General features: G+C 59.4%; 24 protein-coding genes and 1 riboswitch. Of the genes, 17 read left to right on the forward strand and 7 right to left on the reverse strand.

Features of this window, described 5'->3' with window-relative positions; all coding sequences use genetic code 11:
• Positions 1 to 2: 2 nt before the first annotated feature.
• Genes GXM19_RS00705 through GXM19_RS00715 form a run of 3 tightly spaced genes read left to right on the forward strand, consistent with a single transcriptional unit; the run spans position 3 to position 2,798 of the window.
• On the forward strand, positions 3 to 431 hold the full coding sequence (locus tag GXM19_RS00705) for a secondary thiamine-phosphate synthase enzyme YjbQ (protein WP_006234356.1): 429 nt from the start codon (positions 3 to 5) through the stop codon (positions 429 to 431).
• Between the two features lie 33 nt (positions 432 to 464).
• Entirely contained in the window at positions 465 to 1,274 is an 810-nt protein-coding gene (locus tag GXM19_RS00710) for a BtpA/SgcQ family protein (protein ID WP_040358351.1), read from the forward strand.
• Positions 1,275 to 1,280: 6 nt separating this feature from the next.
• Positions 1,281 to 2,798: an FGGY-family carbohydrate kinase gene (locus GXM19_RS00715; RefSeq protein ID WP_006234354.1), complete on the forward strand. Its 1,518-nt coding sequence runs from the start codon at positions 1,281 to 1,283 to the stop codon at positions 2,796 to 2,798.
• A 79-nt stretch (positions 2,799 to 2,877) separates the two neighbouring features.
• On the opposite strand, the gene GXM19_RS00720 is transcribed toward GXM19_RS00715, so the two are convergent.
• Together GXM19_RS00720 and GXM19_RS00725 are read right to left on the reverse strand one after the other, a co-directional pair.
• On the reverse strand, positions 2,878 to 3,660 hold the full coding sequence (locus GXM19_RS00720; protein WP_006234353.1) for a TatD family hydrolase: 783 nt from the start codon (positions 3,658 to 3,660) through the stop codon (positions 2,878 to 2,880).
• 14 nt (positions 3,661 to 3,674) lie between these two features.
• The gene (locus GXM19_RS00725) at positions 3,675 to 4,472 is read right to left on the reverse strand and encodes a tRNA threonylcarbamoyladenosine dehydratase (protein WP_006234352.1); all 798 of its coding nucleotides are present in this window, start codon (positions 4,470 to 4,472) and stop codon (positions 3,675 to 3,677) included.
• 179 nt (positions 4,473 to 4,651) lie between these two features.
• On the opposite strand from GXM19_RS00725, the gene GXM19_RS00730 reads away from it, so the two are divergent.
• The 3 genes from GXM19_RS00730 (at position 4,652) to ettA (ending at position 7,491) form a co-directional block, all read left to right on the forward strand.
• Entirely contained in the window at positions 4,652 to 4,930 is a 279-nt protein-coding gene (locus tag GXM19_RS00730) for an autorepressor SdpR family transcription factor (RefSeq protein ID WP_022094448.1), read from the forward strand.
• Entirely contained in the window at positions 4,923 to 5,627 is a 705-nt protein-coding gene (locus tag GXM19_RS00735; protein WP_006234350.1) for an SdpI family protein, read from the forward strand. Before GXM19_RS00730 ends, GXM19_RS00735 begins: the two co-directional genes overlap by 8 nt.
• 184 nt (positions 5,628 to 5,811) lie before the next feature.
• A complete protein-coding gene (gene ettA / locus GXM19_RS00740) occupies positions 5,812 to 7,491 on the forward strand; it encodes an energy-dependent translational throttle protein EttA (protein WP_006234349.1) in 1,680 nt (559 codons plus the stop codon).
• Positions 7,492 to 7,705: 214 nt separating this feature from the next.
• On the opposite strand, the gene GXM19_RS00745 is transcribed toward ettA, so the two are convergent.
• Positions 7,706 to 9,001, reverse strand: coding sequence for a hypothetical protein (locus GXM19_RS00745; RefSeq protein ID WP_006234347.1), 1,296 nt, complete (start codon positions 8,999 to 9,001; stop codon positions 7,706 to 7,708).
• Positions 9,002 to 9,141: 140 nt separating this feature from the next.
• Positions 9,142 to 10,104 (reverse strand): hypothetical protein, encoded by a 963-nt coding sequence (locus GXM19_RS00750; protein ID WP_006234346.1) that lies wholly within the window; start codon positions 10,102 to 10,104, stop codon positions 9,142 to 9,144.
• 203 nt (positions 10,105 to 10,307) lie between these two features.
• Between GXM19_RS00750 and GXM19_RS00755 the strand changes: the two genes are divergently transcribed.
• The 5 genes from GXM19_RS00755 (at position 10,308) to GXM19_RS00775 (ending at position 17,112) form a co-directional block, all read left to right on the forward strand.
• Positions 10,308 to 12,287, forward strand: coding sequence for an NAD(+) synthase (locus GXM19_RS00755; RefSeq protein WP_040358349.1), 1,980 nt, complete (start codon positions 10,308 to 10,310; stop codon positions 12,285 to 12,287).
• Positions 12,288 to 12,405: 118 nt separating this feature from the next.
• Positions 12,406 to 13,569 (forward strand): pyridoxal phosphate-dependent aminotransferase, encoded by a 1,164-nt coding sequence (locus tag GXM19_RS00760; protein ID WP_006234344.1) that lies wholly within the window; start codon positions 12,406 to 12,408, stop codon positions 13,567 to 13,569.
• Between the two features lie 201 nt (positions 13,570 to 13,770).
• The gene (locus GXM19_RS00765) at positions 13,771 to 14,721 is read left to right on the forward strand and encodes an L-lactate dehydrogenase (protein ID WP_006234343.1); all 951 of its coding nucleotides are present in this window, start codon (positions 13,771 to 13,773) and stop codon (positions 14,719 to 14,721) included.
• Between the two features lie 114 nt (positions 14,722 to 14,835).
• Entirely contained in the window at positions 14,836 to 15,996 is a 1,161-nt protein-coding gene (locus tag GXM19_RS00770) for a DUF2974 domain-containing protein (protein WP_006234342.1), read from the forward strand.
• Between the two features lie 111 nt (positions 15,997 to 16,107).
• Entirely contained in the window at positions 16,108 to 17,112 is a 1,005-nt protein-coding gene (locus GXM19_RS00775; RefSeq protein WP_022094136.1) for a nucleoid-associated protein, read from the forward strand.
• A 253-nt stretch (positions 17,113 to 17,365) separates the two neighbouring features.
• Here GXM19_RS00775 and dapD read toward each other — a convergent pair whose 3' ends face one another.
• Genes dapD through dapA form a run of 3 tightly spaced genes read right to left on the reverse strand, consistent with a single transcriptional unit; the run spans position 17,366 to position 21,167 of the window.
• A complete protein-coding gene (dapD, locus tag GXM19_RS00780; RefSeq protein ID WP_006234339.1) occupies positions 17,366 to 18,085 on the reverse strand; it encodes a 2,3,4,5-tetrahydropyridine-2,6-dicarboxylate N-acetyltransferase in 720 nt (239 codons plus the stop codon).
• A gap of 39 nt (positions 18,086 to 18,124) precedes the next feature.
• Entirely contained in the window at positions 18,125 to 18,865 is a 741-nt protein-coding gene (gene dapB / locus GXM19_RS00785; RefSeq protein WP_172544914.1) for a 4-hydroxy-tetrahydrodipicolinate reductase, read from the reverse strand.
• On the reverse strand, positions 18,858 to 21,167 hold the full coding sequence (gene dapA / locus GXM19_RS11035) for a 4-hydroxy-tetrahydrodipicolinate synthase (RefSeq protein ID WP_006234337.1): 2,310 nt from the start codon (positions 21,165 to 21,167) through the stop codon (positions 18,858 to 18,860). Before dapA ends, dapB begins: the two co-directional genes overlap by 8 nt.
• Positions 21,168 to 21,232: 65 nt before the next feature.
• Positions 21,233 to 21,401: riboswitch (Lysine riboswitch) on the reverse strand.
• A gap of 144 nt (positions 21,402 to 21,545) precedes the next feature.
• On the opposite strand from dapA, the gene GXM19_RS00795 reads away from it, so the two are divergent.
• From GXM19_RS00795 to GXM19_RS00820, 6 genes are all read left to right on the forward strand, one after another.
• A complete protein-coding gene (locus tag GXM19_RS00795; protein ID WP_040358348.1) occupies positions 21,546 to 22,733 on the forward strand; it encodes an N-acetyldiaminopimelate deacetylase in 1,188 nt (395 codons plus the stop codon).
• Positions 22,734 to 22,835: 102 nt separating this feature from the next.
• Positions 22,836 to 23,117, forward strand: a complete 282-nt coding sequence (locus tag GXM19_RS00800) for a type II toxin-antitoxin system RelE/ParE family toxin (RefSeq protein ID WP_006234335.1) — start codon at positions 22,836 to 22,838, stop codon at positions 23,115 to 23,117.
• A complete protein-coding gene (locus tag GXM19_RS00805) occupies positions 23,089 to 23,430 on the forward strand; it encodes a HigA family addiction module antitoxin (RefSeq protein ID WP_050766086.1) in 342 nt (113 codons plus the stop codon). Before GXM19_RS00800 ends, GXM19_RS00805 begins: the two co-directional genes overlap by 29 nt.
• 83 nt (positions 23,431 to 23,513) lie before the next feature.
• Positions 23,514 to 23,783: a hypothetical protein gene (locus tag GXM19_RS00810; protein WP_050766085.1), complete on the forward strand. Its 270-nt coding sequence runs from the start codon at positions 23,514 to 23,516 to the stop codon at positions 23,781 to 23,783.
• Positions 23,784 to 23,947: 164 nt separating this feature from the next.
• Positions 23,948 to 24,391, forward strand: coding sequence for an FxLYD domain-containing protein (locus GXM19_RS00815; protein ID WP_006234331.1), 444 nt, complete (start codon positions 23,948 to 23,950; stop codon positions 24,389 to 24,391).
• A 32-nt stretch (positions 24,392 to 24,423) separates the two neighbouring features.
• A complete protein-coding gene (locus GXM19_RS00820; RefSeq protein ID WP_006234330.1) occupies positions 24,424 to 24,846 on the forward strand; it encodes a hypothetical protein in 423 nt (140 codons plus the stop codon).
• Positions 24,847 to 24,914: the final 68 nt, after the last annotated feature.

Consider the following 24,914-nt stretch of genomic DNA (forward strand, 5'->3'; position numbering starts at 1 on the left):
ACATGGTGACGCTCGAGACATTGAGCTATCTATCGACTGCTCCGGACCAGTTCATCGATATTACCGAAGACGTGCACGCTGCCATCGAACGCAGCTCGGTGACCAATGGCTTGGCAGCGATTATTTTGTCGCATACGACCTGTGGAATCGTGGTAAACGAGGGGCTGCCCTGCGTGGAGACGGATCTTATGGAGACGCTTGATCGCATCGCCCCACTCGATGCCCCCTATGCGCATGCACACTTCCTGCCGAGCTATGGAGCCACCGGCAACAACTCCTGTGGGCATATCAAGAGCATGATTTGTGGAAACAGTTGCTTCTTTCCCGTCCAAGATGGCCACATCGTGTGCGGAAGTGCCCAGAACATCTATCTTGCGGAGTTTGACGGTCCGCAGAAGCGAAAAGTGTACGTCGAGGTGCTGGGGGAGTAACGTCCCCGCGATAACCCTATGAAGGAGCACGCTATGTCGTTTCTAACCTCGATGTTCAAGACCGAAAAGCCGGTTATCGGAATGCTGCACCTGCGTCCTCTGCCGGGCGATCCACTGTATTACCCGGGCGGAAGCGTGTCGCAGGTCGTGGAAGCCGCCAAGCGCGATCTCGAGGCGTTGCAGCAGGGCGGTGTCGATGGCATTTTGATTACCAATGAGCTCTCGATGCCCTATGAGCAGCACGTTTCTCCCTCAACCCTTGCATCGGTGGGCTATGTAATCGGGACTCTATCCCATGATCTGTCGACCCCTTGGGGAGCTGAGGCTATTTACGACGGTGATGCCACAATCGAGCTGTGCGCCGCCGTCGACGCGCAGTTCACACGCTGCAATTTTTGCGGTGCCTGGGCCGGTGATCTCGGGCTGATTAACCGAGATTTCGCTCACACCATGCGTCGCAAGGCGGCGCTGCGCTTGGACGACCTCAAGCTTTTTCACTTCATCACGAGCGAGGGGGAGGTTTATCTCAACGACCGCACGACTGCGGACATTGCCGATTCACTTCTCTTTAATTGCCTTCCGGATGCAATGGTCATCGGCGGTTCGGCTGCCGGTCGTGGCGCTTCGGGCGAGCTTGCCGATGAAGTCCGCGAGCGTGTTGGCGAAGTACCCGTGGTATGTGGCACCGGTTGTCGCGAAAATACCGTGGCTGACGTATTTGCTCACTACGATGGCGCGTTTGTCGGCACCTGCTTAAAGCGCGACGGAAGGCTGGATGCCCCGGTTGATGTTGAGCGGGTAGCTCGTTTTATGGCTGCCGCTCGTACGGCGCGAGGGGAGTAGGCACCTATGGCGCTCTATCTGGGTATTGATATTGGGACAAGCGCCTCTAAAGGCGTTTTAATCGATGATCGATGCAACATCGTTTGCCAAGCCTCTTGTGGACATGAGACGGACAACCCGTGTGACGGATGGTACCAGCATGATGCGGAGGCAGTTTGGTGGGGCGATTTTTGCCGCTTGTCGCGCGAGCTGGTGGCGCGATCGGGGGTTAACGCGGCACAGATCGGATGCGTGGGCCTTTCCGCATTGGGTTGCGACTGTGTGCCGGTCGATACCGAGTGCAACGCGCTGGCGCCCGCGATTTTGTATGGAGTCGATGCACGTTCGAAGCCGCAGATTGACGAGCTTCTTTCCGAATATGGGTCAGACCGCGCACGCGAGCTTTTCGGGCACGATCCCTGTTCGTCAGATATTGCTCCCAAGATCTTGTGGTTTAAGGAGAATATGCCCGAGGTGCACGAACGTGCCGCGAAGTTCCTGACGGCGTCGTCGTTTCTATGCGCAAAGTTGACGGGGCGTTTTACGGTGGACCGTTATTTGGCGGAGGATTTTCTTCCCCTATACGACCGCTTCACTTGGAAGGTTGATGCTCGGGAATGTGCTCGTTTCTGCCGGCCTGACCAGATGGCGGAGGTAATGTCGGCTACCGATATTGCCGGGGTGATTACGCAGCGTGCGGCTGAGGCGACGGGGCTCGCGGCAGGGACACCTGTCTTAGTGGGAACGGGCGATTCTGGTGCCGAGGCCATTTCGACGGGTGTATTCCGTCCCGGCGATATGATGGTTCAGTTGGGGAGTACGGCGTATTTCATCTACCTAGCTGATCATATGATCGATGATGCCCGCCTGTGGCCGGGGACGTTTATCATTCCCGGAACTTACGGGATCTGCGCGGGGACCAATACGGCGGGCGCACTCACATCGTGGCTGCGCCAAGAGCTGTATCGCGACGCCGTAGAGGCCGAGGGCCACGGTGGTCCCGATGCCTATTCGGTTATGGCGCATGATGCCGCCGATGTGGCGCCGGGTGCCGATGGGCTCCTGTGTCTGCCGTACTTTGCGGGGGAGCGTACTCCGCTTAACGATCCCGAGGCACGTGGCGTCTTCTTTGGCCTGACCGGAAGGCATACGCGAGCCCATATGGTTCGCGCCGCCTTGGAAGGCGTCGCGTATACCGTTGCATCCCATGTCGACATTATCGAGCGAGAGCATGGACTGCCAATTGGGCGCATTATGCTTGTCGGAGGTGGAACCAAGAATCCAGTTTGGATGCAGGCTATCGCCGACGTATGCGGGCGCGAGGTCTCGGTTGCCAAGGTTACGGTGGGCGCATGCTTCGGTGATGCCATCATGGCAGCTCTCGCAGGTGGCGCCTATGCATCATGGGATGAGCTCGCCCAAGTCCTTGGCGTTGCGCAAACAATCGTGCCCGATATGGCTGCCCACGAGTTATATGCATCGCGTCGTCATATCTTTGACGAATTGTATGCACGCAACCGTGATCTCATGCACGAATTGGTGTAATGCTGCCGAATTGTACTGCCTACCAATAGGGACTGCGTTGTGCGATTCGCATGTCCCTTGGCATTTTTGCCCACAGGGGTTAGCGAAGGTCAAAAACAGCGTGCGCATTTGCTAAAACTACCGACTCGATGCGCTTTGCGTCACAGTTTTTGAGTGAGGCAATGCGCATCGAGGTCCTTGTGAGCGATCTGATGAGCGACTGTGCGCTTGTTTCTGTGTTTGGCTCGGCTGGCGCATCGGTCTCGAGCAGTAAACGATCGAGTGGAATCTGTCGTGCGTATTCGCGTCCTCGTTTAGACGCGAGCATGCGTTCGTTGACGGAAAAATAGCAGCCTGCATCGCGTGCGCGGACAAGCTCGTCCGAGGTGCCGCTAAACCAGTGGAAGATGATAACGGGGGAATCGGGGTTTGGGATGAGTAGTCCATGCGATTCGAGGACGTCCAGTACGGCTTCTGCCGAACGAACGGCGTGAATTGATATCACGCGCCCGGTAAGAGGATGCTGCACGAGCGCATCGCAGAGCCGGTTAAGTGCCTGTATTTGTAGCTGCTCACTTCCAGCAAAGCGCGCGGAAAAGTCGAGCCCGATCTCACCGATGTAGCGTTCTTGGGCAGCAACTTCGCAAAGCAGATTGACTTCGACAAAACCGCAGTGGCCATCGGCGAGCCACCAGGGGTGAAGCCCAACGCCGGCGATGATGCCTGGTTGGCGACAGGCGCGCTCGTTTGCGGCCGAAAAGTCGCGCGGATTGACGCCGCAGTCAAATAGACCCAAGCCCAGCGCCGTCGCCTCATCGGCAACGGCGTCCGGGTGAGCCATTAAATCAAGATGGCAGTGTGCATCAAATAACCGGGGCTCCATCTCGGTGCGCTCCGCTAGTCCAGACGTTGGCCATCGGAGCGTACGCGCTCAGTGCCGCGGCCGCTGATCTGGCGGATAACCTCGCCGGCAATCATCTGGCCCATGATGGGCGGCATAAAGCTGGCGGTTCCCAGCTCGGTGCGCTCGTGGATGTTGGAAGGGTCGCGGGGCTGTGTCTTAACCGATTCCTCGCAGCTAAACAGTACATGCAGGCTCTTGATTCCGCGCTTCTTGCATTCTTTGCGCATGATGCGGCTCATGGGGTCACGTACCGTATCGAAAATGTCGGCAAAGCGGAGGCACTCGGGATGGAGCTTGTTGGCCCCGCCCATGGAGCTAACCAAACGAATGTCGTGGTCCTGAGTATATTTGGCAATGGTGAGCTTGGCCGAGATGGTGTCGATGGCGTCGACGACGTAGTCGAGCTTGCCGTCCGTCTGCTCCAAAACGCTCACGAAGAAATCATCGATGTTGTCGCTCAGCAGGTATTCGGTGCGCTTGATGACGGTAGCGGTAGGGTTGATGTCGTGAATCATAGCCTCCATGACGTCGACTTTGCGCTTGCCGACGGTGCTGTGAAAGGCGATGGCCTGGCGATTGATATTGCTGGGCGCGATGATGTCCTTATCCAGAATGACGAAATGACCGATGCCGCCGCGGGCGAGTGCCTCGCAGCAGTTGGAGCCCACGCCTCCGCAGCCGAGCACTAGCACCGTAGCATCGGCGAGCTTATCGAGTGCCTCGCGGCCCATGATAATCTCGAGCTTGGTGTCGCGTGTCTCGATGGCGGCTGCGGCAGCGGTTTCGGTCATAAATATCCTCCGATGGGGAAGCAGGTCGTGTTTTAGCTATCGCCATTATAGGTAATCGCCCATAGGTTGCGATGGCGTTTGCTTTGATGTGGTTTGAAGCATTGCGATTAGATAGTTAGACAAACATCTAAATATTGAGTATAGTGTGCACGTCATGAGAGATGATGAGAGGAGGTCTTATGCCGGGAGAGGGTTTTAAGGCGCTTGCCGATCCAACGCGACGGCGCATTTTGGAGTTGCTGCGCGAGGGCAATTGCACGGCGGGGGAGCTTGCCGAGCATTTCGATATCAGTAAGCCGTCGCTGAGCCATCACTTGGCGACGCTCAAAAACGCCGGGTTGGTGACCGACGAGCGCCATGGCCAAAACATCGTATACAGCTTAAACACCACCGTCATGCAGGATTTAATTGGCTGGTTTATGGGCTTTACAAACACTGAAGGTGATAAGGATGAATAACGAAAACAAGGGCATTCACCCCACGGGGGTATCGTCGCGCGTGTGGATTGCGCTGGTCGCTCTGTGCGTCGCCAATGTCGTAGCGCACCTCATGGTGATGCCGAGCTTGCCTGCGCAGATTCCCACGCACTGGGGCGCGAACGGCGCCGTCGACGGTTGGGGTCCTAGCTGGATGGCCTCCGCGCTCGGCGTGCTGCCTCTGGCGCTTCTCGCAATGTTCCGCATGGTGCCGCGCATCGACCCCAAAGGTGAGGCATATCGAACCTCGGGCAAGTTCTACCAGGGCTTCGTAATCGCCTCCACCTTGTTCATGTGCGCCATAAGCTGGCTGGGAGAGCTTACGGTCTGGGGCGTGGTGCCGTCGGTCGGTTCGGTTAACGTGCTGATTTCCGGTGTTGTCGGTTTGCTATTCATCGGCGTAGGCAACTACTTGCCGCGTGTGAAGCAGAACTATACGCTCGGTATCAAGACACCTTGGGCGCTTGCCGATCCCGAGAACTGGCGCCGTACTCAGCGTTTTGGCGGCGCCTGCTTTATGGTGCTGGGTATTGGCCTGATTGTGATGGGCGTGGCAGGCAGCGTGCTTTCGAGTGAAGTCGTCGCCGCGGTGATTGCGGTTCTGGCGTTTGGTTCGGTTGGAGCCGTCTACGTCTACTCGTATCTGTTGTGGCGCAAATCGCAGCGAGCCGCTCGTTAAGGTTGCGGAAAACTAGCGTACGCAGTTCATAGTATGCTCCGGGGGACTTTTCCCAGGTAGTATTAGGGGGTGTGGGCAACCATGCCCCTTTTTCGTTACGTTTCAGAGCTGGTTTTCTCATTTCGTTTCCACTAAAGCGAAACAAGAATAGGGAAACAGCAGGTAGAAAGGATAAAACAGGCAAATGGCGGAGTTCATCTACCAGATGTATCAGGCTCGCAAGGCCCATGGCGACAAGGTAATCCTTGACGACGTGACCCTGAGCTTCTACCCCGGTGCCAAGATCGGCGTCGTGGGCCCCAACGGTATGGGCAAGTCGACCCTGCTCAAGATCATGGCCGGCATCGAGGAGGTCTCCAACGGCGATGCCAGGCTCACCCCCGGCTACACCGTGGGTATCCTGCAGCAGGAGCCGCCGCTCGATGACGACAAGACCGTCATCGAGAACGTGCGCATGGCATTTGGCGACATGATCGCCAAGGTCGATCGCTTCAATAAGATCGGCGAGGAGATGTGCGACCCGGATTGCGACATGGACGCCCTCATGGCCGAGATGGGCAAGCTCCAGGACGAGATCGACGCCGCCGACGGCTGGGATATCGATTCCAAGCTCGGCCAGGCCATGGACGCCCTGCAGCTGCCCGATTCTGACATGCCGGTTAATGTGCTTTCCGGCGGCGAGCGCCGTCGCGTGGCCCTGCGCAAGCTGCTGCTCGAGGCTCCCGACCTGCTGCTGCTCGACGAGCCCACGAACCACCTGGACGCCGAGTCGATCCTGTGGCTCGAGCATTTCCTGCACAACTACCAGGGCGCCGTTCTGGCTGTCACGCACGATCGCTACTTCCTGGATAACGTTGCCGAGTGGATCTGCGAGGTCGACCGCGGTCACCTCTATCCCTACAAGGGCAACTACTCCACGTATCTGGAGACCAAGGCTGCGCGTATCGAGGCACAGGGCAACCGCGATGCCAAGCTCGCCAAGCGCATGGAGGCCGAGCTCGAGTGGGTACGCAGCTCGCCCAAGGCTCGCCAGGCCAAGAACAAGGCCCGTCTGGCTCGCTACGAGGAGATGGAGGCCGAGGCCCGCGCAAGCCAGAAGCTCGACTGGACCGACATTCGCATTCCTGTGGGCCCGCGTTTGGGCAACAAGGTGCTCGAGGCCCATCACCTGCACAAAGAGTTCGATGGCCGCGTGCTTATCGACGACCTTTCGTTCACCCTGCCGCGCAACGGCATCGTGGGCGTCATCGGCCCCAACGGCGTCGGTAAGACCACGCTGTTCAAGACGATTGTGGGTCTGGAGCCGCTGACTTCGGGCGAGCTCGAGGTGGGCGAGACCGTCAAGATTTCTTACGTCGACCAGAACCGTTCCGGCATCGACCCCGATAAGAACCTGTGGGAGGTCGTCTCGGATGGCCTGGACCACATGATGGTCGGCGAGACTGAGGTTCCGAGCCGCGCTTATGTGGCGAGCTTTGGCTTTAAGGGCCAGGACCAGCAGAAGCGCGCTGGCGTACTATCCGGTGGCGAGCGCAACCGTCTGAACTTGGCACTCACGCTCAAGCAGGGCGGCAACCTGCTGCTCCTCGACGAGCCCACGAACGACCTCGACGTCGAGACGCTGTCCTCGCTCGAAGCGGCGCTGCTCGAGTTCCCGGGCTGCTCGGTGGTCATTAGCCACGACCGTATGTTCCTGGACCGCGTCGCCACGCACATTCTGGCGTGGGAGGGCACCGACGAGAATCCGGGCAACTGGTATTGGTTCGAGGGCAACTTCGAGGCCTATCAGGCCAACCGCATCGAGCGCCTGGGCGAGGATGCAGCCCAGCCGCATCGTATTCACCGTAAGCTGACGCGCGACTAGATCGTTACGCGGTTTTCCAAACCGCGTAACTGCTCGACGCTGCGCGGGTCGCAAGCACCCCATCTTGCCGTTCAAGCCGTCGCTCGCGTACCGAAGTACGCGTCGCTCCTCTTTCACGGCAACCTGGGGCACTTGCGGCCCGCTCGCTGTTGGTTACGCAACATCAACAAATAAAAACGGCTCAAATCCTGATTTGGATTTGAGCCGTTTGTCGTTACTGCTCGGGTTCTTCGACTTTATCGATGGTCCAGGCGGCTCCGAGACCGCCGGTGGTGTTGCGGCGGATGCGCACGGTGACTTCGTGGCGCTCGCCGGCTTGCGTGTAGCGCAGAGGGAAGCTTGCGCGGTTTCGCGCGGCCTCGATGGTACCGCGCTCGCGGGCGATCCAGTAGTACTCGCCGACGATGCCGAGCGTGTCGGCGCCGTAGGGGAGATAGGTTGACAGCTGGTGCAGAAGCGGGCCGGGGCAGAAGACCTCGGTTGCGAAATCGACGGGGAAGTCCTCGGGGATGGCGGGCGCTACGGGTGCGGGGGCCGGTACCATCGTCGGTGCGAAGGCCTGCTCATTGACGGGCGTCACCTCGATGACGGGCGCGGGTTCGGCGCCGAGTACTGATTCGGTGTCCGCTTTCGGCATCACCGCGGAATCTGCGGGTTCGACGATGGCAGGTGCGTCTGCGGTCGCGGTGTCGAACTCGACTTGCGGAGCGCTCTGATTCTCGACGCTCGACTTTGCCTCGATGGGCGTGGATGCCATGGTGGTGATGCCGGCGTTTGCGTTCTCGGGGTCATAGACGACCGTGAGCGAGATGGCGGGCTGCGGTGCCTCGGGCTCCGGCGCCGACTCGGTAGCGCCTTGATCGGCGGGCTCGTCGGACTGATCGTCCTCGGTCTTGTCACCAAAGACATCGCTGTTTTGGAATGCAGACGTCTCGGGCCGGTCAGCGGCTTCTTCGGTTGTCGACTTGGGAGCTTCGTTGAGCTCCGCAGTGGTTTCCTGCTCAGATATGACTTCGGGATCGGTCGTGGCGGTGGTTTCGGCTTCCGCTGTTACCTCAATAGCGGCTTCGATCTCTGCCTCGGGCTCGGGTTCCGGCACGGCTTCAACCATGACTTCGGGCTCGGGACGCTTAACGTGCTTGGGACGCACGGCCTTGAGGTCCTTCTCACCGCGCTTTTTCTTTTTGTAGGACTGCTTGGCGCCCTTGGCAGCCTTGGGCTTGTCCTCGCCCTTGGCAAGGGCGGCATCCCAGGCCTCGTTGGCGATGACGGTGGCATACAGGCGACCGCCCTTAAAGACGGTCAGCTTAATGCAGTCGTCGAGCTCCTCGAGCAGCTCACGCGTGGACTCAAAGCCCAGGTCATAAGCGGTCATGTCGCCGGCGGCGAGCGCCTCCTCGACCTGTGTCATAAACGTTTGCTTGCCGCACCCAATCGCGTCGCGCAGCAGGCGATACAGATAGATGTGGTTGCCCAGCGAAAGCGTGGGCCTAACTATTGTCTTGCTCATGGCAAATCTCCTCTTTACACATGTAAAGCATCTTACCATCGCATAGCGTTCGCCATGGCGGCGCCCAAGGCAAACGGGCGCGAACCGCTTTCGATTCGCGCCCGTTGTACAGGTCGGTTATCTATGAGAGGCAAATGTACTTAGTTGCCCGATGCCGTGCCTTGGCTCGAGTTGTCAGATGCCGTGCCGGACGCGGTTCCACTCGAGCTGTTCGAGCCGTTGGTGTTGTTGCTGTCTGCTGTGCCCGTTCCCGAAGTGGTGTCGCTCGTCTGGCCGCCCGTGCTCGGCTGCGAACCGCCAGTCGTTTGGCTTGAGTCGGTCGTGCCGGACGGCGTGCTACTGCTGGCCGTAGAGGAATCGGTGCCCTGCGATTGGTTTTGGGTGTTCGAGGACGAATTGGCAGAGGTAGAACTGTCTTGCGTATCGTCCGTCTGCGCCTGCTGATCTTGCGACTGGGTGTTGCCATTTGCATCGCTCTCGGTCGTGCGCGACGACAGGATTGGCTCGGGACGCTCGCCCAGACCCTCACCGGCAGTGGTGATAAGGATGGCGCCGGCGCAGGCGATGACCGCGACGATGGCGATGGCGATCGAGAAGACGATGACCTTCTTTTGTGTCTGGCTGCGCTCTGCCGCCGCCTTGGCGCGCAGACTGTTGGGGGCGACGCGCGCCGTGGTCGCGCGTCCCGCAACCTGGCGCATCTCCTGCGTAGTCGCGGCGCCGCCCAGGTGCTCCTCGGCATTAAGCTCAACGGGCTCATAGGCGCCGGCGGGGTAGTCGACGTCGGCGTGCGTACCTTTGAGGGCTTTGGCGCTGGCAGAGATAAAGTGGCGGTAGACCTGCGAGGACACAACGGTGATGACCGAGCTCACGGCGGCGCCAATTACTGAACCAGCGATGCCGATCTTTGAAGCAAGCGCCACGCTCGTGGCGGCAGCTGCGGCGCCGGCGATGATCTGGGGAATGGAAATGTCGTCGAACAGGCCCTTTTTGGGCGCGATGGCCATGGTCTGTCCAATGGAATGGTTCTCGTGTACGCCGTTGTTGAGCGATGCCGGCGTCATGACGCGCGTGCGCGGCGCGTCGGTGTACTTGGTTGTCATACGGGGTCCTCCCGGTGTAAATCTGCTTCGTTTCGTGTAGCCATCAGGGTACCCACCAGATGTGAATCGTACGTGACATTTAACAGATACCATCAACTCATCAATTGCTCACCAAGTTGGTGGGATGCGGTTCCACCCGGCGGTTGAACTACAATAGGACTTGCTAATTGTTGTGAATGGCGTCTACGCACGGGAGCATTCTTATGAATCTTCACCTTTCTCAGTCTGATGGCTTTTTGCGTGTGGCGGCGGCCTCGCCGCGGATTCGCGTGGCCGATGTCGAGGGCAATGCCGAGGTTGCGCTGGCGGCTGTTCGCGAGGCTACCGAGCGCGGCGTTCGCGCGCTGGTGCTGCCCGAGCTTAACCTGACCGGCTATACCGCGGCTGATCTGTTCCATAACCGCACACTGCTGCATGCCTGCGAGGCGGCACTTGTGCACATTCTCGATGAAACCCGCGATCTGCCGATTGTCTTTACCATCGGTCTTCCCGTTGCAGTTGCCGAGAATATCTACAACTGCGCTGCCGTGTGCTGCGCGGGCGAGCTTTTGGGTCTTACGGCCAAGAAGTATCTGCCCAACTATGGCGAGTTCTATGAGCGTCGCTGGTTTGCTCCGTCGCCTGCGGATCCCGTGTGGGTTGAATTTGCCGGTCAGGGTCCGGTTCCGCTGGGTTCGGGGCTTGTCTACCGCTGCTGTGATGAGGGTGCCGAGGATATGGTGCTGGGCGTTGAGGTCTGCGAGGACCTGTGGGTGCCGGCGCCCCCTTCGACCGAGATGGCGCTTGCCGGTGCGACGGTGATCCTCAATCCGTCGGCTTCGGACGAGATTATCGGTAAGGCGGATTACCGCCGCAGCCTCATCTCTAACCAGAGCGCACGCCTGTACTGCGCCTATGCCTACGCGGACGCGAGCGAGGGCGAGTCCACGACCGACATGGTCTTTGCGGGCGAGAACCTTATCTACGAAAATGGCTCCAAGCTCGCCGCCACCAAACTGCTTACCTGCGATATGGCCATCGCCGACGTTGACCTTGACCGCCTGGTTGCCGAGCGCCGTCGCTCGACGACGTGGGCGCGCACCGACGATGCGCCGGAGGCCACGACCGTTGAGTTTTCGTTTGAGGGCGTGCTGGCCGAAGAACCTGTCTTGCGCGATGCCTGCGATATCGACCGCGTTTTCCCGCGCGCGCCCTTTGTGCCGGCCGACCACGGCGACCTGGCCGAGCGCTGCGAGACCATCCTCGACCTGCAGACTGCGGGCCTCAAGACCCGCCTCGCCCATACGGGTACCAAGGCTGCGGTCATCGGCCTTTCGGGCGGCTTGGACTCCACGCTAGCGCTGCTTGTGACCGTGCGTGCCTTCGATGCGCTGGGGCTGCCGCGCACGGGTATCACGGCGGTCTCCATGCCAGGTTTTGGCACGACGCACCGCACTAAGTCCAATGCCGAGTCGCTCGCTCGTGACTTGGGTGTGAGCTTCCGCGAGGTCTCAATCCATGCTGCCGTGGAACAGCACTTTAAGGATATCGAGCATGATCCGGCCGTGCAGGACGTGACCTACGAGAACAGCCAGGCCCGCGAGCGTACGCAGATCCTGATGGATCTGGCCAACCAGGCTGGCGGTTTTGTCATTGGCACGGGCGACCTGTCGGAGCTGGCGCTCGGCTGGGCTACCTATAACGGCGACCACATGAGCATGTACGCCGTCAACGCGAGCGTGCCCAAGACGCTTGTGCGCCATCTGGTGCGCTATGCCGCCGATGTCTTTGGCGGGCGTATTGCCGAGGTCTTGCTCGATATCCTCGATACGCCGGTGTCCCCCGAGCTTCTGCCGCCCACGGGCGACGGCGAGATTGCGCAGAGGACCGAGGATTTGGTGGGCCCGTACGAGCTGCACGACTACTTCCTCTACTACCTGCTACGTTTTGGCTTTGAGCCGGGCAAGATCTACCACATGGCGCTCAAGAGCTTTGAGGGCGTCTACGATGTCAAGACCGTCCACACGTGGCTACGTACGTTCTACCGCCGCTTCTTTGCCCAGCAGTTTAAGCGCAGCTGCCTGCCCGATGGTCCCAAGGTGGGATCGGTGACGCTCAGCCCGCGCGGCGATTGGCGTATGCCGAGTGACGCTAGCTCGTGTCTGTGGCTTGCGCAGATCGACGCGCTCAATCCAGTTGACTAAGGTTGGCTAAATTGAACCAATACGGGGGTTGCAAGCGTTACACTTTTGCAATCTGATGGCCCGTATCGCGCGGCGCTCTTGTCGGAGCGCCGCGTTTTTTATATCGAAAGGTGGCACCATGCAGGCATCGCAGCGTCTCGACCGCTTTGGCGCGGAGGTCTTCGCCTCGCTCAACAACAAGCTTCTCGCGCTGAAGGCTCAGGGCAAGACCATTTACAACATGAGCGTGGGCACGCCCGACTTTAAGCCGTACGACCACGTGGTCGAGGCGCTCACGCAGGCAGCCCAAGATCCCGAGATGTGGAAGTATGCCCTGCGCGACCTGCCCGAACTCAAGCAAGCCGTGTGCGATTACTATGAGCGTCGCTTTGGCGTTTCGGGCATTACGCCGTCTATGGTGCAGTCGTGCAACGGCACGCAGGAGGGCGTGGGCCATTTGGGCCTGGCCCTGCTCGATCCGGGTGACACCATTCTGGTTCCCGATCCGTGCTACCCGGTCTTTGAGGCGGGTGCCAAGATCGCCGATGCCAAGCTCGAATACTATCCGCTGGTTGCCGAGCATAATTACCTGCCCTATGTGGCGGGTATCGATCCCGAGGTGGCCGATCGTGCCAAGTATATGATCGTGTCGCTGCCCGCGAACCCGGTCGGCTCGGTGGGTACGCCCGAGGTCTACGAGGAGATTATCGCTTTCGCCCGCGAGCACGACCTGCTCATCGTCCATGACAACGCATACTCCGACATCGTGTTCGACGGCGAGCCGGGCGGCAGCTTCTTGCAGTATCCCGGCGCGCTCGAGGTGGGCGTTGAGTTCTTCTCGCTTTCCAAGTCGTTTAACGTCACCGGTGCCCGCATCGGCTTTTTGGTCGGTCGCGAGGATGTAGTCTCGGCCTTTGCCAAGCTGCGCGGCCAGATCGACTTCGGTATGTTCTTCCCGATCCAGAAGGCCGCCATCGCCTGCCTGAACGGTCCGCGCGATGAGGTCGAGGCGCAGCGTCTGAAGTACCAGGAGCGCCGCGATGCCCTGTGCGACGGTCTTGAGGGCCTGGGCTGGGAGCGTCCCAACGCGCATGGCTCTATGTTTGTGTGGGCCAAGCTTCCCGGTGGTCGCACCGATTCCATGGCGTTTTGCGAGGAGCTCATGGAGAAGGCCGGCGTTGTGGTGACGCCGGGCGCGAGTTTTGGTCCTTCGGGCGAGGGGCACGTGCGCATGGCGCTGGTCCTGCCGCCCGATCAGATCGCTTTGGCTGTCGAGGCCATTCGCGAGGCGGGCCTGTATTAGAAACCTGTTTCGGCCCGTCAATAGCTCGAAACCGATTTCGTGCAGTTATTTTACGAATACTGCAAACAATTTCGGTAAACGGTCGATTTTCGGCTGCGAATAGGGGCATAATCAAAGTCCCGATTGGATGTATTGGGATTACGACAAGCCGCTCGGGTCGTTCCCGGGCGGCTTGTTTGTGGAGAGAGATGGGAGTTTCTAATGGTTAACGAGAAGAAGGTCGCTATTGTCGGCTGCGGTTTCGTCGGTTCGTCTTCGGCGTTCGCTCTGATGCAGAGCGGTCTGTTCTCCGAGATGGTCCTCATCGACGTGGACAAGAACCGCGCCGAGGGTGAGGCTCTGGATATCGCGCACGGCATGACGTTTGCCGAGCCGATGAAGATCTACGCCGGCGATTATTCCGATGTCGCCGACGCCGCCATGATCGTCGTCACCGCTGGCGCTGCCCAGAAGCCCGGTGAGACCCGCCTGGACCTGGTCAACAAGAACGTTAACATCTTTAAGTCCATTATCCCCGAGATTAAGAAGTCCGGCTTCGACGGCATTCTGCTAATCGTCTCCAACCCGGTTGATGTTCTGACCTATGCTGCCATCAAGATGTCCGGCCTGCCCGAGGGCCATGTCATCGGCTCCGGCACCGTGCTCGACACTGGCCGTCTGCAGCAGATGCTTGGTGCCCACGTCGAGGTTGACCCGCGCGATGTCCAGGCCTATGTCATGGGCGAGCACGGCGACTCCGAGTTTGTCGCTTGGTCCAGCGCTCAGGTTGCTGGCGTTCCGCTGAACACCTTCTGCGAGCTTCACGGTCATCTGGAGCACGAGGCTGCCGAGAAGCGTATCGCCGAGGACGTCAAGAACTCCGCCTACACCATCATCGAGAAGAAGCACGCCACCTACTACGGCGTCGCCATGGCCGTCAAGCGCATCTGCACCGCCGTTATGCGCGATGAGCAGACCGTTCTGCCCGTTTCCTCGCTCATGGTGGGCGAGTATGGCCTGTCCGATCTGGCTATCTCCATGCCGACGGTCGTTGGCCGCGACGGCGTCGTCTGCCGCGTCCCCGTGCCGCTGAACGATGACGAGCAGCATGAGCTCACCGCCTCCGCCAAGGCCCTCAAGGACATCATCGACAGCGTCGACTTCTCCTGCTAAATCAAGCTCGCTAGAGCGAAAAGCTACAATGAAGGCGTCCGGGTCCACACGGCCCGGGCGCCTTTTTGGTGCAAAGTAACCTGACCCCAATGCACCATAGTTGATGGGAGGGCCATGTCGGATTCGCCTAATTTTTTGACCTATGCCCAGACAGCGTTTGATCCGTTTGAGGAACGGCCGTTCTGCGCGGTGGATAGCCTGGTCTTTGCGTGGTTGTCCTATTTGCGTTTGCCGGGTGATATGGCGGAGCTGACGAACTGGCAGGGCCTAGACGTACGCGAGCTGCTGCGCGCCGAGTGCTACCAAGACATGATTGGCGACCTGTGGGATCCGGAGGGGAGTCGTGCCCTGTTGGAGGCTGTGGCAGCAAGCCCTCGCTACCGTGGCGTTCGTGTTTGCGGCTATCGTAGCGTGAGTGATGCCGAGACAACGGAGCAGTTTGCGGCCATGACGTTCCGATTTCCGGCGGGGTTTAGCTATCTTGCCTTCCGGGGGACCGACAGCACGATTGTGGGCTGGAAAGAGGACTTTAACATGGCGTTCCGGTGTCCTGTGCCGGCCCAGGAATCCGCGGCGCGTTATGTAGACGAGGCGGCGGATGCGATTGACGGGCCGCTTTTGTGCGGAGGTCATTCCAAGGGTGGAAACCTTGCGGTGTACGGTGCGGCGATGTGCCCCGATGTCGCCCGTGAGCGAATCGAACGGGCGTATTCCCATGATGGTCCGGGCTTCGTCGAGGAGTTTCTGAGCGGCAACGCCTTCGCCGATCTATCCGGTCGAATCGACAAGACGCTACCTCGGTCGTCGATCTTTGGCATGATGTTCGAGACACAGGAGGACTATGCCATCGTTGAGAGCACCGAGTTCAGCCTGCTTCAGCATAATCCCTTTAGCTGGGTGGTTGATGGTCGCGACTTCGTGTACTGTGAGCGCCTGTCCGCCGGTGCTCGATACGTTGATGGCTCCATTCGCGAGATGCTGCTTGCGGTGTCGCCTAACGAGCGCGAGCGTTTTGTAGATGCGTTGTTCTCCGTGCTTGAGGCTACGGGTGCTGAGCGGTTTGCGGATATCGCTGGGAATCTGCGCGAGAGCCTGCCCGTGATGCTCCAGGCTGCGCAAGGCTTTGACAAGGATACGCGACGCTTTGTCTCGCAGACTATCGTTGCGATTCTTAAGTGTGCGCTTCTGCCCAAACGTCCCCAGATCGACATGCCCGCTGCCGGCAAGAGCTTGGCAGAACAGCTCGAGGCTTGGCAGTCCGAGCTCCTGCGCTAACCATTGGTGCAAAGCAACCTGTCCCCGATGCACCAATCTTCGATGCGCCTGGGGCGGGATCGACCGCTATACTGGTTCGTGCCGAAATCGATCTAGAACGGAATGCCGTATATGAAAATCAATCACGCGATTCTGCATATCCTGGACTTTGACTCTGCCGTCAACGTTATGAGCCAGCGCGAGCTCGATATCGAGAGCCGCACCGTGCGTAATTTCGTAACCACGCACCTGCGGCGCGCTCGTACCTCGGCTGATAACAAGCGTGCCACGTTTGCCGAGAACTCCGCATTCGGCGGCGAGCTCAAGGGCTATTTCTTTGGTGAGCGTGAGTTCGTGGATCTGTCTCAGCAGATTGCGGAGTTCATCTCTTCCGAACTTACCAAGGCCGAGAAAGCCGAGTCCACTGACGTGCTTGTGGCGGACTTTGATGACGATGAGGATGCCCGCTGGTTTGCCGTGATGCTGCTGGGCTCCAAGCAGGCTTTTATGCACGAGGTGGGTCGCGAAGAGGGCGAGGTGCGCAACGACATTGCGCGCCACTACGCCATTCTGCCGAATCCCTCGCAAAAGGTGCCGAGCTATGCAATCGTGCGTGCAAGCACCATGGAGATCGGCTATGTGGATAAGAAGCGCAAGATTGCCGGCGAGGATCGCATGCTCATTCCCGATGGCCTGCTGCAGTGCGACACGGGGGTATCGGGCAAGGAGGTCATCGACACCGTGACGCGTGTGGTCGAGGAAGTCGCCGAGGAGCACGGTGCCAACACGGCTGTAGCACTCGCCAAGGTTAAGGCTGCTGTTGCCGAGAAAGTTGAGGATGACGAGGAACTGCCCCCTTGGGATATCGTCGATGAGGTCTTTGAGGACGAGCCGGTTATCAAGGAGAGCGTGCGCGCGGCACTGACTGAGGAGAAGGTGCCTGAGCGTGTGCCCGTGGAGCGCAAGCAGGTCGAACGCGCGGCGGTGCGCAACCACAAGATCCGTACCGACACGGGCATCGAGATCAGCTTCCCGGCCGAGATGGGTTCGAACTCTGAGTACATCGAGTTTGTCAACGAGCCCAACGGCCTCATCTCCATCGAGCTCAAGAACATCGGAAGTATTGAGAATCGATAAACTGCTCTTGGACGTTGCAAAAAACAAAGGCCGAAGCCTTTTGGGACTTCGGCCTTTTTTGTTTTCGGCTTGGTTGCTGACATTGCGCCGCAGGTTGAGCACACGTCAGCGAAAACGCCCCTAGGCGAGCAAGGTGACGCGAAAGAGGAGGGCATTGACCTTCTGGTTATGCCCGACGATTGAACGTCAGATTGCCGCCTAGGGGCGTTTGCAGCGTCGGGTCGTTACGGCGTTTGGTAAAACGCCGTAACTATTAAAGCTGGCGCAGGCCCTCTTCCAGGCCGGTCTTGCTGTCGGTCTTCTCGTCGCGCATCTTGATGGCGCGGGCGGGGACACCGGCCACGACGGCGCCGGCGGGGACGTCCTCGACGCACACGGCGCCGGCGGCAACTACAGCACCCTTGCCCACGTGCACGCCTTCCAGGACCACGGCGTTTGCGCCGATCATGACATCGTCCTCGATGATGACGGGCGTGGCGCTGGCGGGCTCCACAACGCCTGCCAGCACGGTGCCGGCGCCGATGTGGCAGTTCTTGCCCACGGTGGCGCGACCGCCCAGCACGGCGCCCATATCGATCATGGAACCCTCGCCGATAACGGAGCCGATGTTGATGATGGCGCCCATCATGATGACGGCACGGTCGCCAATCTCGACGCGGTCGCGGATGATCGCGCCCGGCTCGATGCGGGCGTTGATGCCCTTAAGGTCGAGCATGGGCACGGCGGAGTTGCGGCAATCGTTTTCAACGTCGTAGTAATCGATGGAATCGGCATTGGCGTCCAGGATGGTCTTGAGCTCGTCCCAGTCGCCAAAGACGGTCTTGCCGCGACGGCCGCCGTAGACATGTGCGTCGCCCCAGGCAACCTTCATGCCCGGCTTCTCGCGCACGTACAGCTTGACGGGCGTCTTTTTGGGCGCGGTGGCGATGTAGTTGATAATCTCCTGTGCATCCATCTCGGCTGCGTTGCTCATTTGCTATCTCTCCTTTGGGTGGATTCGGTTGATACCTGGTTAGGCAAACATGACCTTGTCGAACGTATAGAAGCCGGGTTCGCGGGTGACGAGCTTCTGCGCGGCTGCCAAGGCGCCGTTGACAAAGATCTGACGGCTCGTGGCGCGGTGGGTGAGCGTGACCTCCTCGTCCTGGCCAAAGAAGCTCACCTCGTGCACGCCGGCGACGGTGCCGCCGCGCAGCGAGTGCATACCGATTTCCTTGGGATCGCGTGCTCCGCACATGCCCTCGCGGCCATAGACGGGGTGGTAGCCTGCCTCGGGCTCGGCTTCGACGACGGCGTCGAGCAGTAGCTTGGCAGTGCCGCTGGGGGCGTCGACCTTTTGGTTGTGGTGCGTCTCGACGATTTCGCAGTCAAAGCCGGGCAGCTCGCGTGTAGCCTGCGCTACCAGATGGCGCAGGGCTGCGATACCGATGGAGTAATTGCCCGAGTGCATAACGCGGGTGTTCTGGCCCAGCTCACGCAGGCGGTCCATCTGCTCGGGGGTGTAGCCTGTGGTGCCTGAGACCAACGCCGCGCCCGTGCGCTCGACATAGGCGACGACGGCGTCGAAGGTCGCGACGTTCGAGAAGTCGATGATGACGTCGGCAGCCGGTGCGTTCTCGAGCTCGCTCAAATCGAAGCCAATCTGGGCCACGATATCAAAAACGGGCTGCCCGGCGGCGTCGACAATGCCTTCGGCGGTAGTGCGGATGAGCGAGCCCATGCGGCCCGTTCCCATAATGACGGTCTTAATCAAGTAGACCAGCTCCCTTCAGAGCATCGGTAAGTGCGGCTCGCGTGTCGTCTGCCATGGGGCACAGCGGCATACGGTAGTTTGCCTCGATCATGCCCATCTGGGCGAGCGCTTCCTTGACGGGGATGGGGTTGACCTCGCTAAAGAGGGCGTTGATGAGCGGCTGGCCGGCAATCTGGATATCGCGGGCGCGCGCTACGTCGCCGTCCAGATAAGCGCGGCACATGTCGTGTACAAGCTGCGGCTGCACGTCGGCCCACACGCTGATGGTGCCCGAAGCGCCCAGGCTCATGAGCGGCACTGTGAGTGCATCCTCGCCCGAGTACATGCGGAAATCGTCGGACAGCAGGTGGGCGATCTTGGCCGCGTAGGCGACGTTGCCCGAGGCCTCCTTGATGCCCATGATGTTGGGGTGCGCGGCTAGGCGCTCTACGTTGCGCTCGCTGATACCGCAGCCGCAGCGGCCGGGGATGTTGTACAGGATGCAGGGGATGTCAACGGCATCGGCGACGGTCTTAAAGTGCTGATAGATACCCTCTTCGTTGGACTTGTTGTAGTAGGGGGTAATGAGCAGCAGGCCGTCGGCTCCCAAGCCCTGGTAAGTAAGCGACTTGGTGAGCATGGTCTGCGTGGAGTTGGAGCCTGAGCCGGCGATGACGGGGACGCGTCCTGCAACATGCTTGACCACGGCGGCGACGACGGAGTTGTCCTCGTCATCGGTCATCGTGGCGCTCTCGCCGGTGGTGCCCAGGGTGAGAATGGCGTCGGTGCCATTTTGCAAGTGGAAATCGATAAGGCGCTCGAGCGCGTCAAAGTCGACACTGCCGTCCTTTTTAAACGGCGTAACCAGGGCGACGATTGAGCCCTCGAGATTGCGGATGTCCATGTTCTTCTCCTTCGCCTCCGCGATCTGGATGCGTTTGTTCCATTGAGCTGCGACTGCCAGGCGCTCGTCTTGGGCGCGACGGCGGGCGCTTTCGGCGCGCGACTTGGCCAGCAGCTCTCGGCCGCACGGCAGCACGTCGAGCGTGGAAAAGTAATCGCCCGGGCGCTCGGCGCGGCGGATGAGGTCGGCCGCGCCATCGGGGCGCAGCAGGACCTCGGCGGAGCGCAGACGTCCGTTGTAGTTGTAGCCCATGGAGTAGCCATGCGCACCGGTATCGTGGATTACAAGCAGGTCACCCATGTCGATATGCGGCAGCTCGCGGTCGATGGCGAACTTGTCGTTGTTTTCGCACAGGTTGCCCGTGATATCGTACGTGTTCGTGACGGGAGCTGCGGACTTGTCGGGGCCACCCGGCTGGCCCATCACTGTAACGTGGTGGTAAGCGCCATACATGGCAGGACGAATGAGGTCGACGGCACTTGCGTCCACGCCGATATAGTCTTTGTAGATCCGCTTTTCGTGAATGGCCTTGGTGACCAGGCACCCGTAGGGGCCCATCATAAAGCGGCCCATCTCGGTGCAGATCGCCACATCGCCCATGCCGGCGGGAACCAGGATCTCGTCGTAGGCCGCGTGTACACCCTCGCCGATGGCGTGGATGTCATTGGCCTGCTGCTCGGGCAGGTAGGGGATACCCACACCGCCGGACAGATTGATAAAGGCGACATGTGCACCGGTCTCGCGCTCCAGGCGCACGGCAAGTTCAAAGAGGATTCGCGCGAGCTTGGGGTAGTAATCGTTGGTGACGGTGTTGCTGGCAAGGAAGGCATGGATGCCAAAGTCCTCGGCGCCCTTGGCCTTGAGCATGCGGAAGGCATCAAAGAGCTGCTCGGTGGTCATGCCGTACTTGGAATCGCCCGGGTTGTCCATAATGCCGTTGGAAAGCTGGAACAGGCCGCCCGGGTTAAAACGGCAGCTCACCGTCTTGGGGATGGGTCCCGCGACGCGCTCGTAAAACTCAATGTGGCTGATATCGTCGAAGTTGACGATGGCGCCCAACTTGTCGGCAAGCTCAAAGTCTGCCGCCGGCGTGTCGTTGGACGAGAACATGATGTCATGGCCGGTGATGCCCAGCGAGCGGGCGATCATGAGCTCGGTATAGCTCGAGCAATCGCAGCCGCAGCCGTATTCGTTGAGAATTGAGATAAGGGCCGGGTTGGGGTTGGCCTTGACGGCAAAGTACTCCTTAAACCCCGGGTTCCACGCAAAGGCGTCGCGCACTTCTTGCATGTTGCGGCGGATACCCGCCTCGTCGTATAGATGAAACGGCGTGGGGAACTGCTCGACGATATGCTCGAGTGTCTCCTTGTCCACAAACGGCTGCTTGGCCGCATATGCCTCGTTGGGGGTCAATGCCATGTCCCGTAAACCTCGCTATCCAGACGGCGCCATCTGCGCATCGAATCCGCATAGCGTGGACCCAATGTCCGGATAGCGCTCCCGCATTGCTGCAGACAGTCCTGTGGGTGTTTCCCACAGGCCCACCAGGTTGTTCGTGCCCGAAAAACCCAGTTCGGCGGGTTTCGCCTCCCCACGGGGTCAAAGCCTGCCGGCTCGCCCGCGGCTCTTCGTGCCCGCGCCTCTATCAAGTGGTAAAGACCCTATCACGTTGCACTTTACCAAACAAGAGTATTCGTATATAACGTTTAAAAAATGCAGCAATATGCTGGAAACATGTGTGCCACAATCCTGTATCACAATAAGTTGCAACAGATGTGCCTCACGAAGGGATTCTCTATGACCGAGCTCCAAGAACTCCGTCGCTATCGCCGCGATCTCCATCGCATTCCGGAGCTCGATTTCGATCTTCCGCAGACTATCGCCTATATCGAGGGCGTGTTGGCGCCGCTCGCTTGCGAGGTGACCCATCCGTGTCCCAGCTGCGTCTGCGCTTTCTTCGACGCTGGCGTTGGTGCCGCGCGTGCCACGGCGATTCGCGCCGATATGGATGCGCTGCCCATCGCGGAGGCGACGGGAGCGGCCTTTGCCTCGATCCATCCCGGCAAGATGCACGCTTGCGGACATGACGGACACATGGCCATGGCACTTGCCGCCGCGACGTATGTCGACCGTACGATTCGCGAGCAGCCGGGCGCCATTAGGCGCAACGTTCTCTTTGTGTTCCAGCCGGCCGAGGAAACGACCGGTGGTGCCAAGACGGTATGCGAGAGCGGTGTGTTCGAGCGCTATGGGGCTGACCGCATTTTTGGCTTCCATGTGTGGCCCGATCTGCCTGCCGGCACGTTGGCGAGTTGTTCCGGTCCGCTGCTGGCGCGTTCGAGTGAGACACACATTCATATTCACGGGACGAGCATCCATATCGCTAAGACCTATGGCGTTCCGGTCGAGGAGTCGCACGATGTGGCGCTGGCGGCGGCAAAGTTCCTGGTTGCCGAGCGCGAGCTGATGGACGAGCTGGGTGCCGATGAGCCCTGCATCGGTAAGTTTGGCCTGCTGCAGGCCGGCACCGTCTGCAATGCGGTGGCGGGGGAGGCCCATGTTGCCGGTAGCTTGCGTGTGTTTACGGACGCCATGTTCGACCGTGCGCGCGAGGGCGTACGCCGTGCGCTCGACGAGGCGTGCACCGCAACGGGCTGTACGTACGATCTCGACTTTGCCGAGGGCTATCCGCCAGTCGATAACGACCCCGAGTTGTTTGCCCACATTGCGCCTGCCTTGCCCGAGCTGCAACTTGTGGACGAGCCGCTGTTAATTGCCGAGGACTTTGCTTTCTATCAGCGCCATCTGCCGGGCGTGTTCTTCTTGCTGGGCACGGGCGTGCCAGAAGGACAAGAAAACCCGATCGACGCTGATGACTGCCCAGCCTATGCGATGAGCGCTCTGCATACCGATACCATGCTCTTTGACGAGGAGATTCTTCTCAAAGGCCTCGATGTCTACAAACGATTGCTTTTGCTTGACTAAGGCGCAAAGGACTATTTGTTCTAGAAAACACGAACAAACGTACGATATAATAGAGATGTAAGTCTATAGAAACGTTTGACGTTACTAACGTAAGGCGATACTATGATTGCATCGTATAAAGATGAGGATACCGAACGCTTTGCCATGGGTGTGCGGGTCAGGAGGTTCGTGCCCTTTGAGCGTGTTGCGTTGAGGAAGATTCGCCAACTGCAGGTTTGTGCTTCGCTTGATGATCTTCGCGTTCCACCGGGCAACCGCCTGGAAGCTTTGAAGGGCGATCGTGCCGGTCAATATAGCATCCGTGTTAACGAGCGCTATCGGGTCTGTTTTGAGTGGAGACAGGAGATGGCTTGGAATGTCGAAATCGTCGATTATCACAAGTGATGAGACTTCGGCCGATTTGCTGTCGCCGGTGACTCCTGGTGAGCTTCTCAAAGAGGAGTTTCTTGTTCCCATGGGCATTTCTCAATATCGCCTTGCGAAAGAGACTGGGATTCCGGCTCAGCGTATCGGGCAGATTGTCTTGGGAAAACGTCGCGTGACGGCCGACACCGACCTCCGTCTTTGCCGTTATTTTGGCCTGACGGATGGTTATTGGCTGCGCGCTCAGGTGGCGTTTGACCTTGAGGCCGAGAAAAGGCGGATCGAACCGGAACTCGACAAGATCGTTCCTGTTCAGCAGGCTATCGCACTGTAGTGCTCAAAGATGATGGGGGTGGCGCGGCGATGAGGCGACGCCGACAGTCTGCCGTATATAGTCCGGGTGGATGCGGGTGCGGTTTGCTGCTGCTTCCGGTTATTGCTGTGAGCATTGGCGTGATGTTTGCGCTTGCCGGGCTTGCCGCGGCGGCGCTCGTGCTGTTTATCACTGCCATCGGCGTGACGATTTGGCTCTGCCGCAATCGCGAGCAACGCCGTGCCGACGGTAAAACCAATGTCGGCTGGGTCGTCTTTCTGATCATTGCGTACCTGCTGAGTGCCAGCTACCTTGTTTTCTTTGTCCTGTTGATGATCAGTGCCTTTACCGGGGAATCCGTCACGGTGGGTTGATGCACTGCCAGCAGACGGTCGCGCGCAGTGCGTTTGCTCGGCGTTTGGATAACTGCATTGGTCGTTTACCGCAGCCTTAGCTCTCAGCTAATGAATTCAAGTTCAATCCTTCCTACGATGTGCTGTGTACCGGCACGGTAGCCGGATCGTAGGAAGGATGAATAATGGCAAAAGAGGGAAAGAAGCCAATCGGCAAGATTGTCCTAGGCATCATCGTGGTGCTGGTTATTGTCGGTGCCGTGGGCTCTATGGGCGGCAACTCAACCGATTCGTCTGCGAGCGATTCGGCAAAACCTGCCGAGACGACACGGCAGGCTGAGGAGCAAAAAGAACCGCAAGAACCGTATACCATTGCTGACGAGGCTGAAGACACTTCCAATCAGTTTACCTATAAGATCACGGGCACCCTGACCAATAACACGGACAAGGAAAAGAGCTACATTCAGATTGAATATGTTCTGTATGATGCCGATGGCAACCAGGTTGGAACGGCTCTTGCAAACACCAATCATCTGAAGGCGGGCGGCTCCTGGAAGTTCGAGGCGCTGGGTACGGTGTCTCCCGACCAGGTTGCTAGCTGGGAGCGTTCGGACGTAAGCGGTTTCTAGCATGTTGCATGCACTGGGGGAGGTGAAGTCGTATGTCCGATAAAAAGCTGACCGAGGAGTTGCTCAATGAGCTTCTCGATGCGCCGAACATCGATGGCTATATCAGGGAGCACGACTTTGCCGCCCCGTCGCTTTCGGACTACCTGAAGCAGCTACTGCAGGAAAAGGGCTTGGAGCGCTCGCGCGTGGTCCGTATGGCTGATCTCAATGAGACCTTTGGCTATCAGATCTTTACCGGTGCGCGTCATCCGAGTCGCAATAAGGTGCTGCAGATTGCCTTTGCGATGGCGCTGACGCTCAAAGAGACCAACCGTGCGCTGACGGCTGCCGGGGTAAGCGTCCTTAACTGCAAGGACCGCCGCGATGCGATTATCATCTTTTGCATCGATCGCGGGTGCAGTCTCCAAAAGGTCAACGAGGAACTGTATCGCTTTGGCGAGGAGACGGTGAGTTAGCGGCTGATATCTGAGCCGGTAGAGCTGTCGAACAACGATGCAAACGAACGGGGCGCGGATGCCATGGG

Origin of the sequence: Collinsella aerofaciens ATCC 25986, from assembly GCF_010509075.1 — a bacterium.
In the GTDB taxonomy this organism is placed as follows: Bacteria; Actinomycetota; Coriobacteriia; order Coriobacteriales; family Coriobacteriaceae; genus Collinsella; species Collinsella aerofaciens.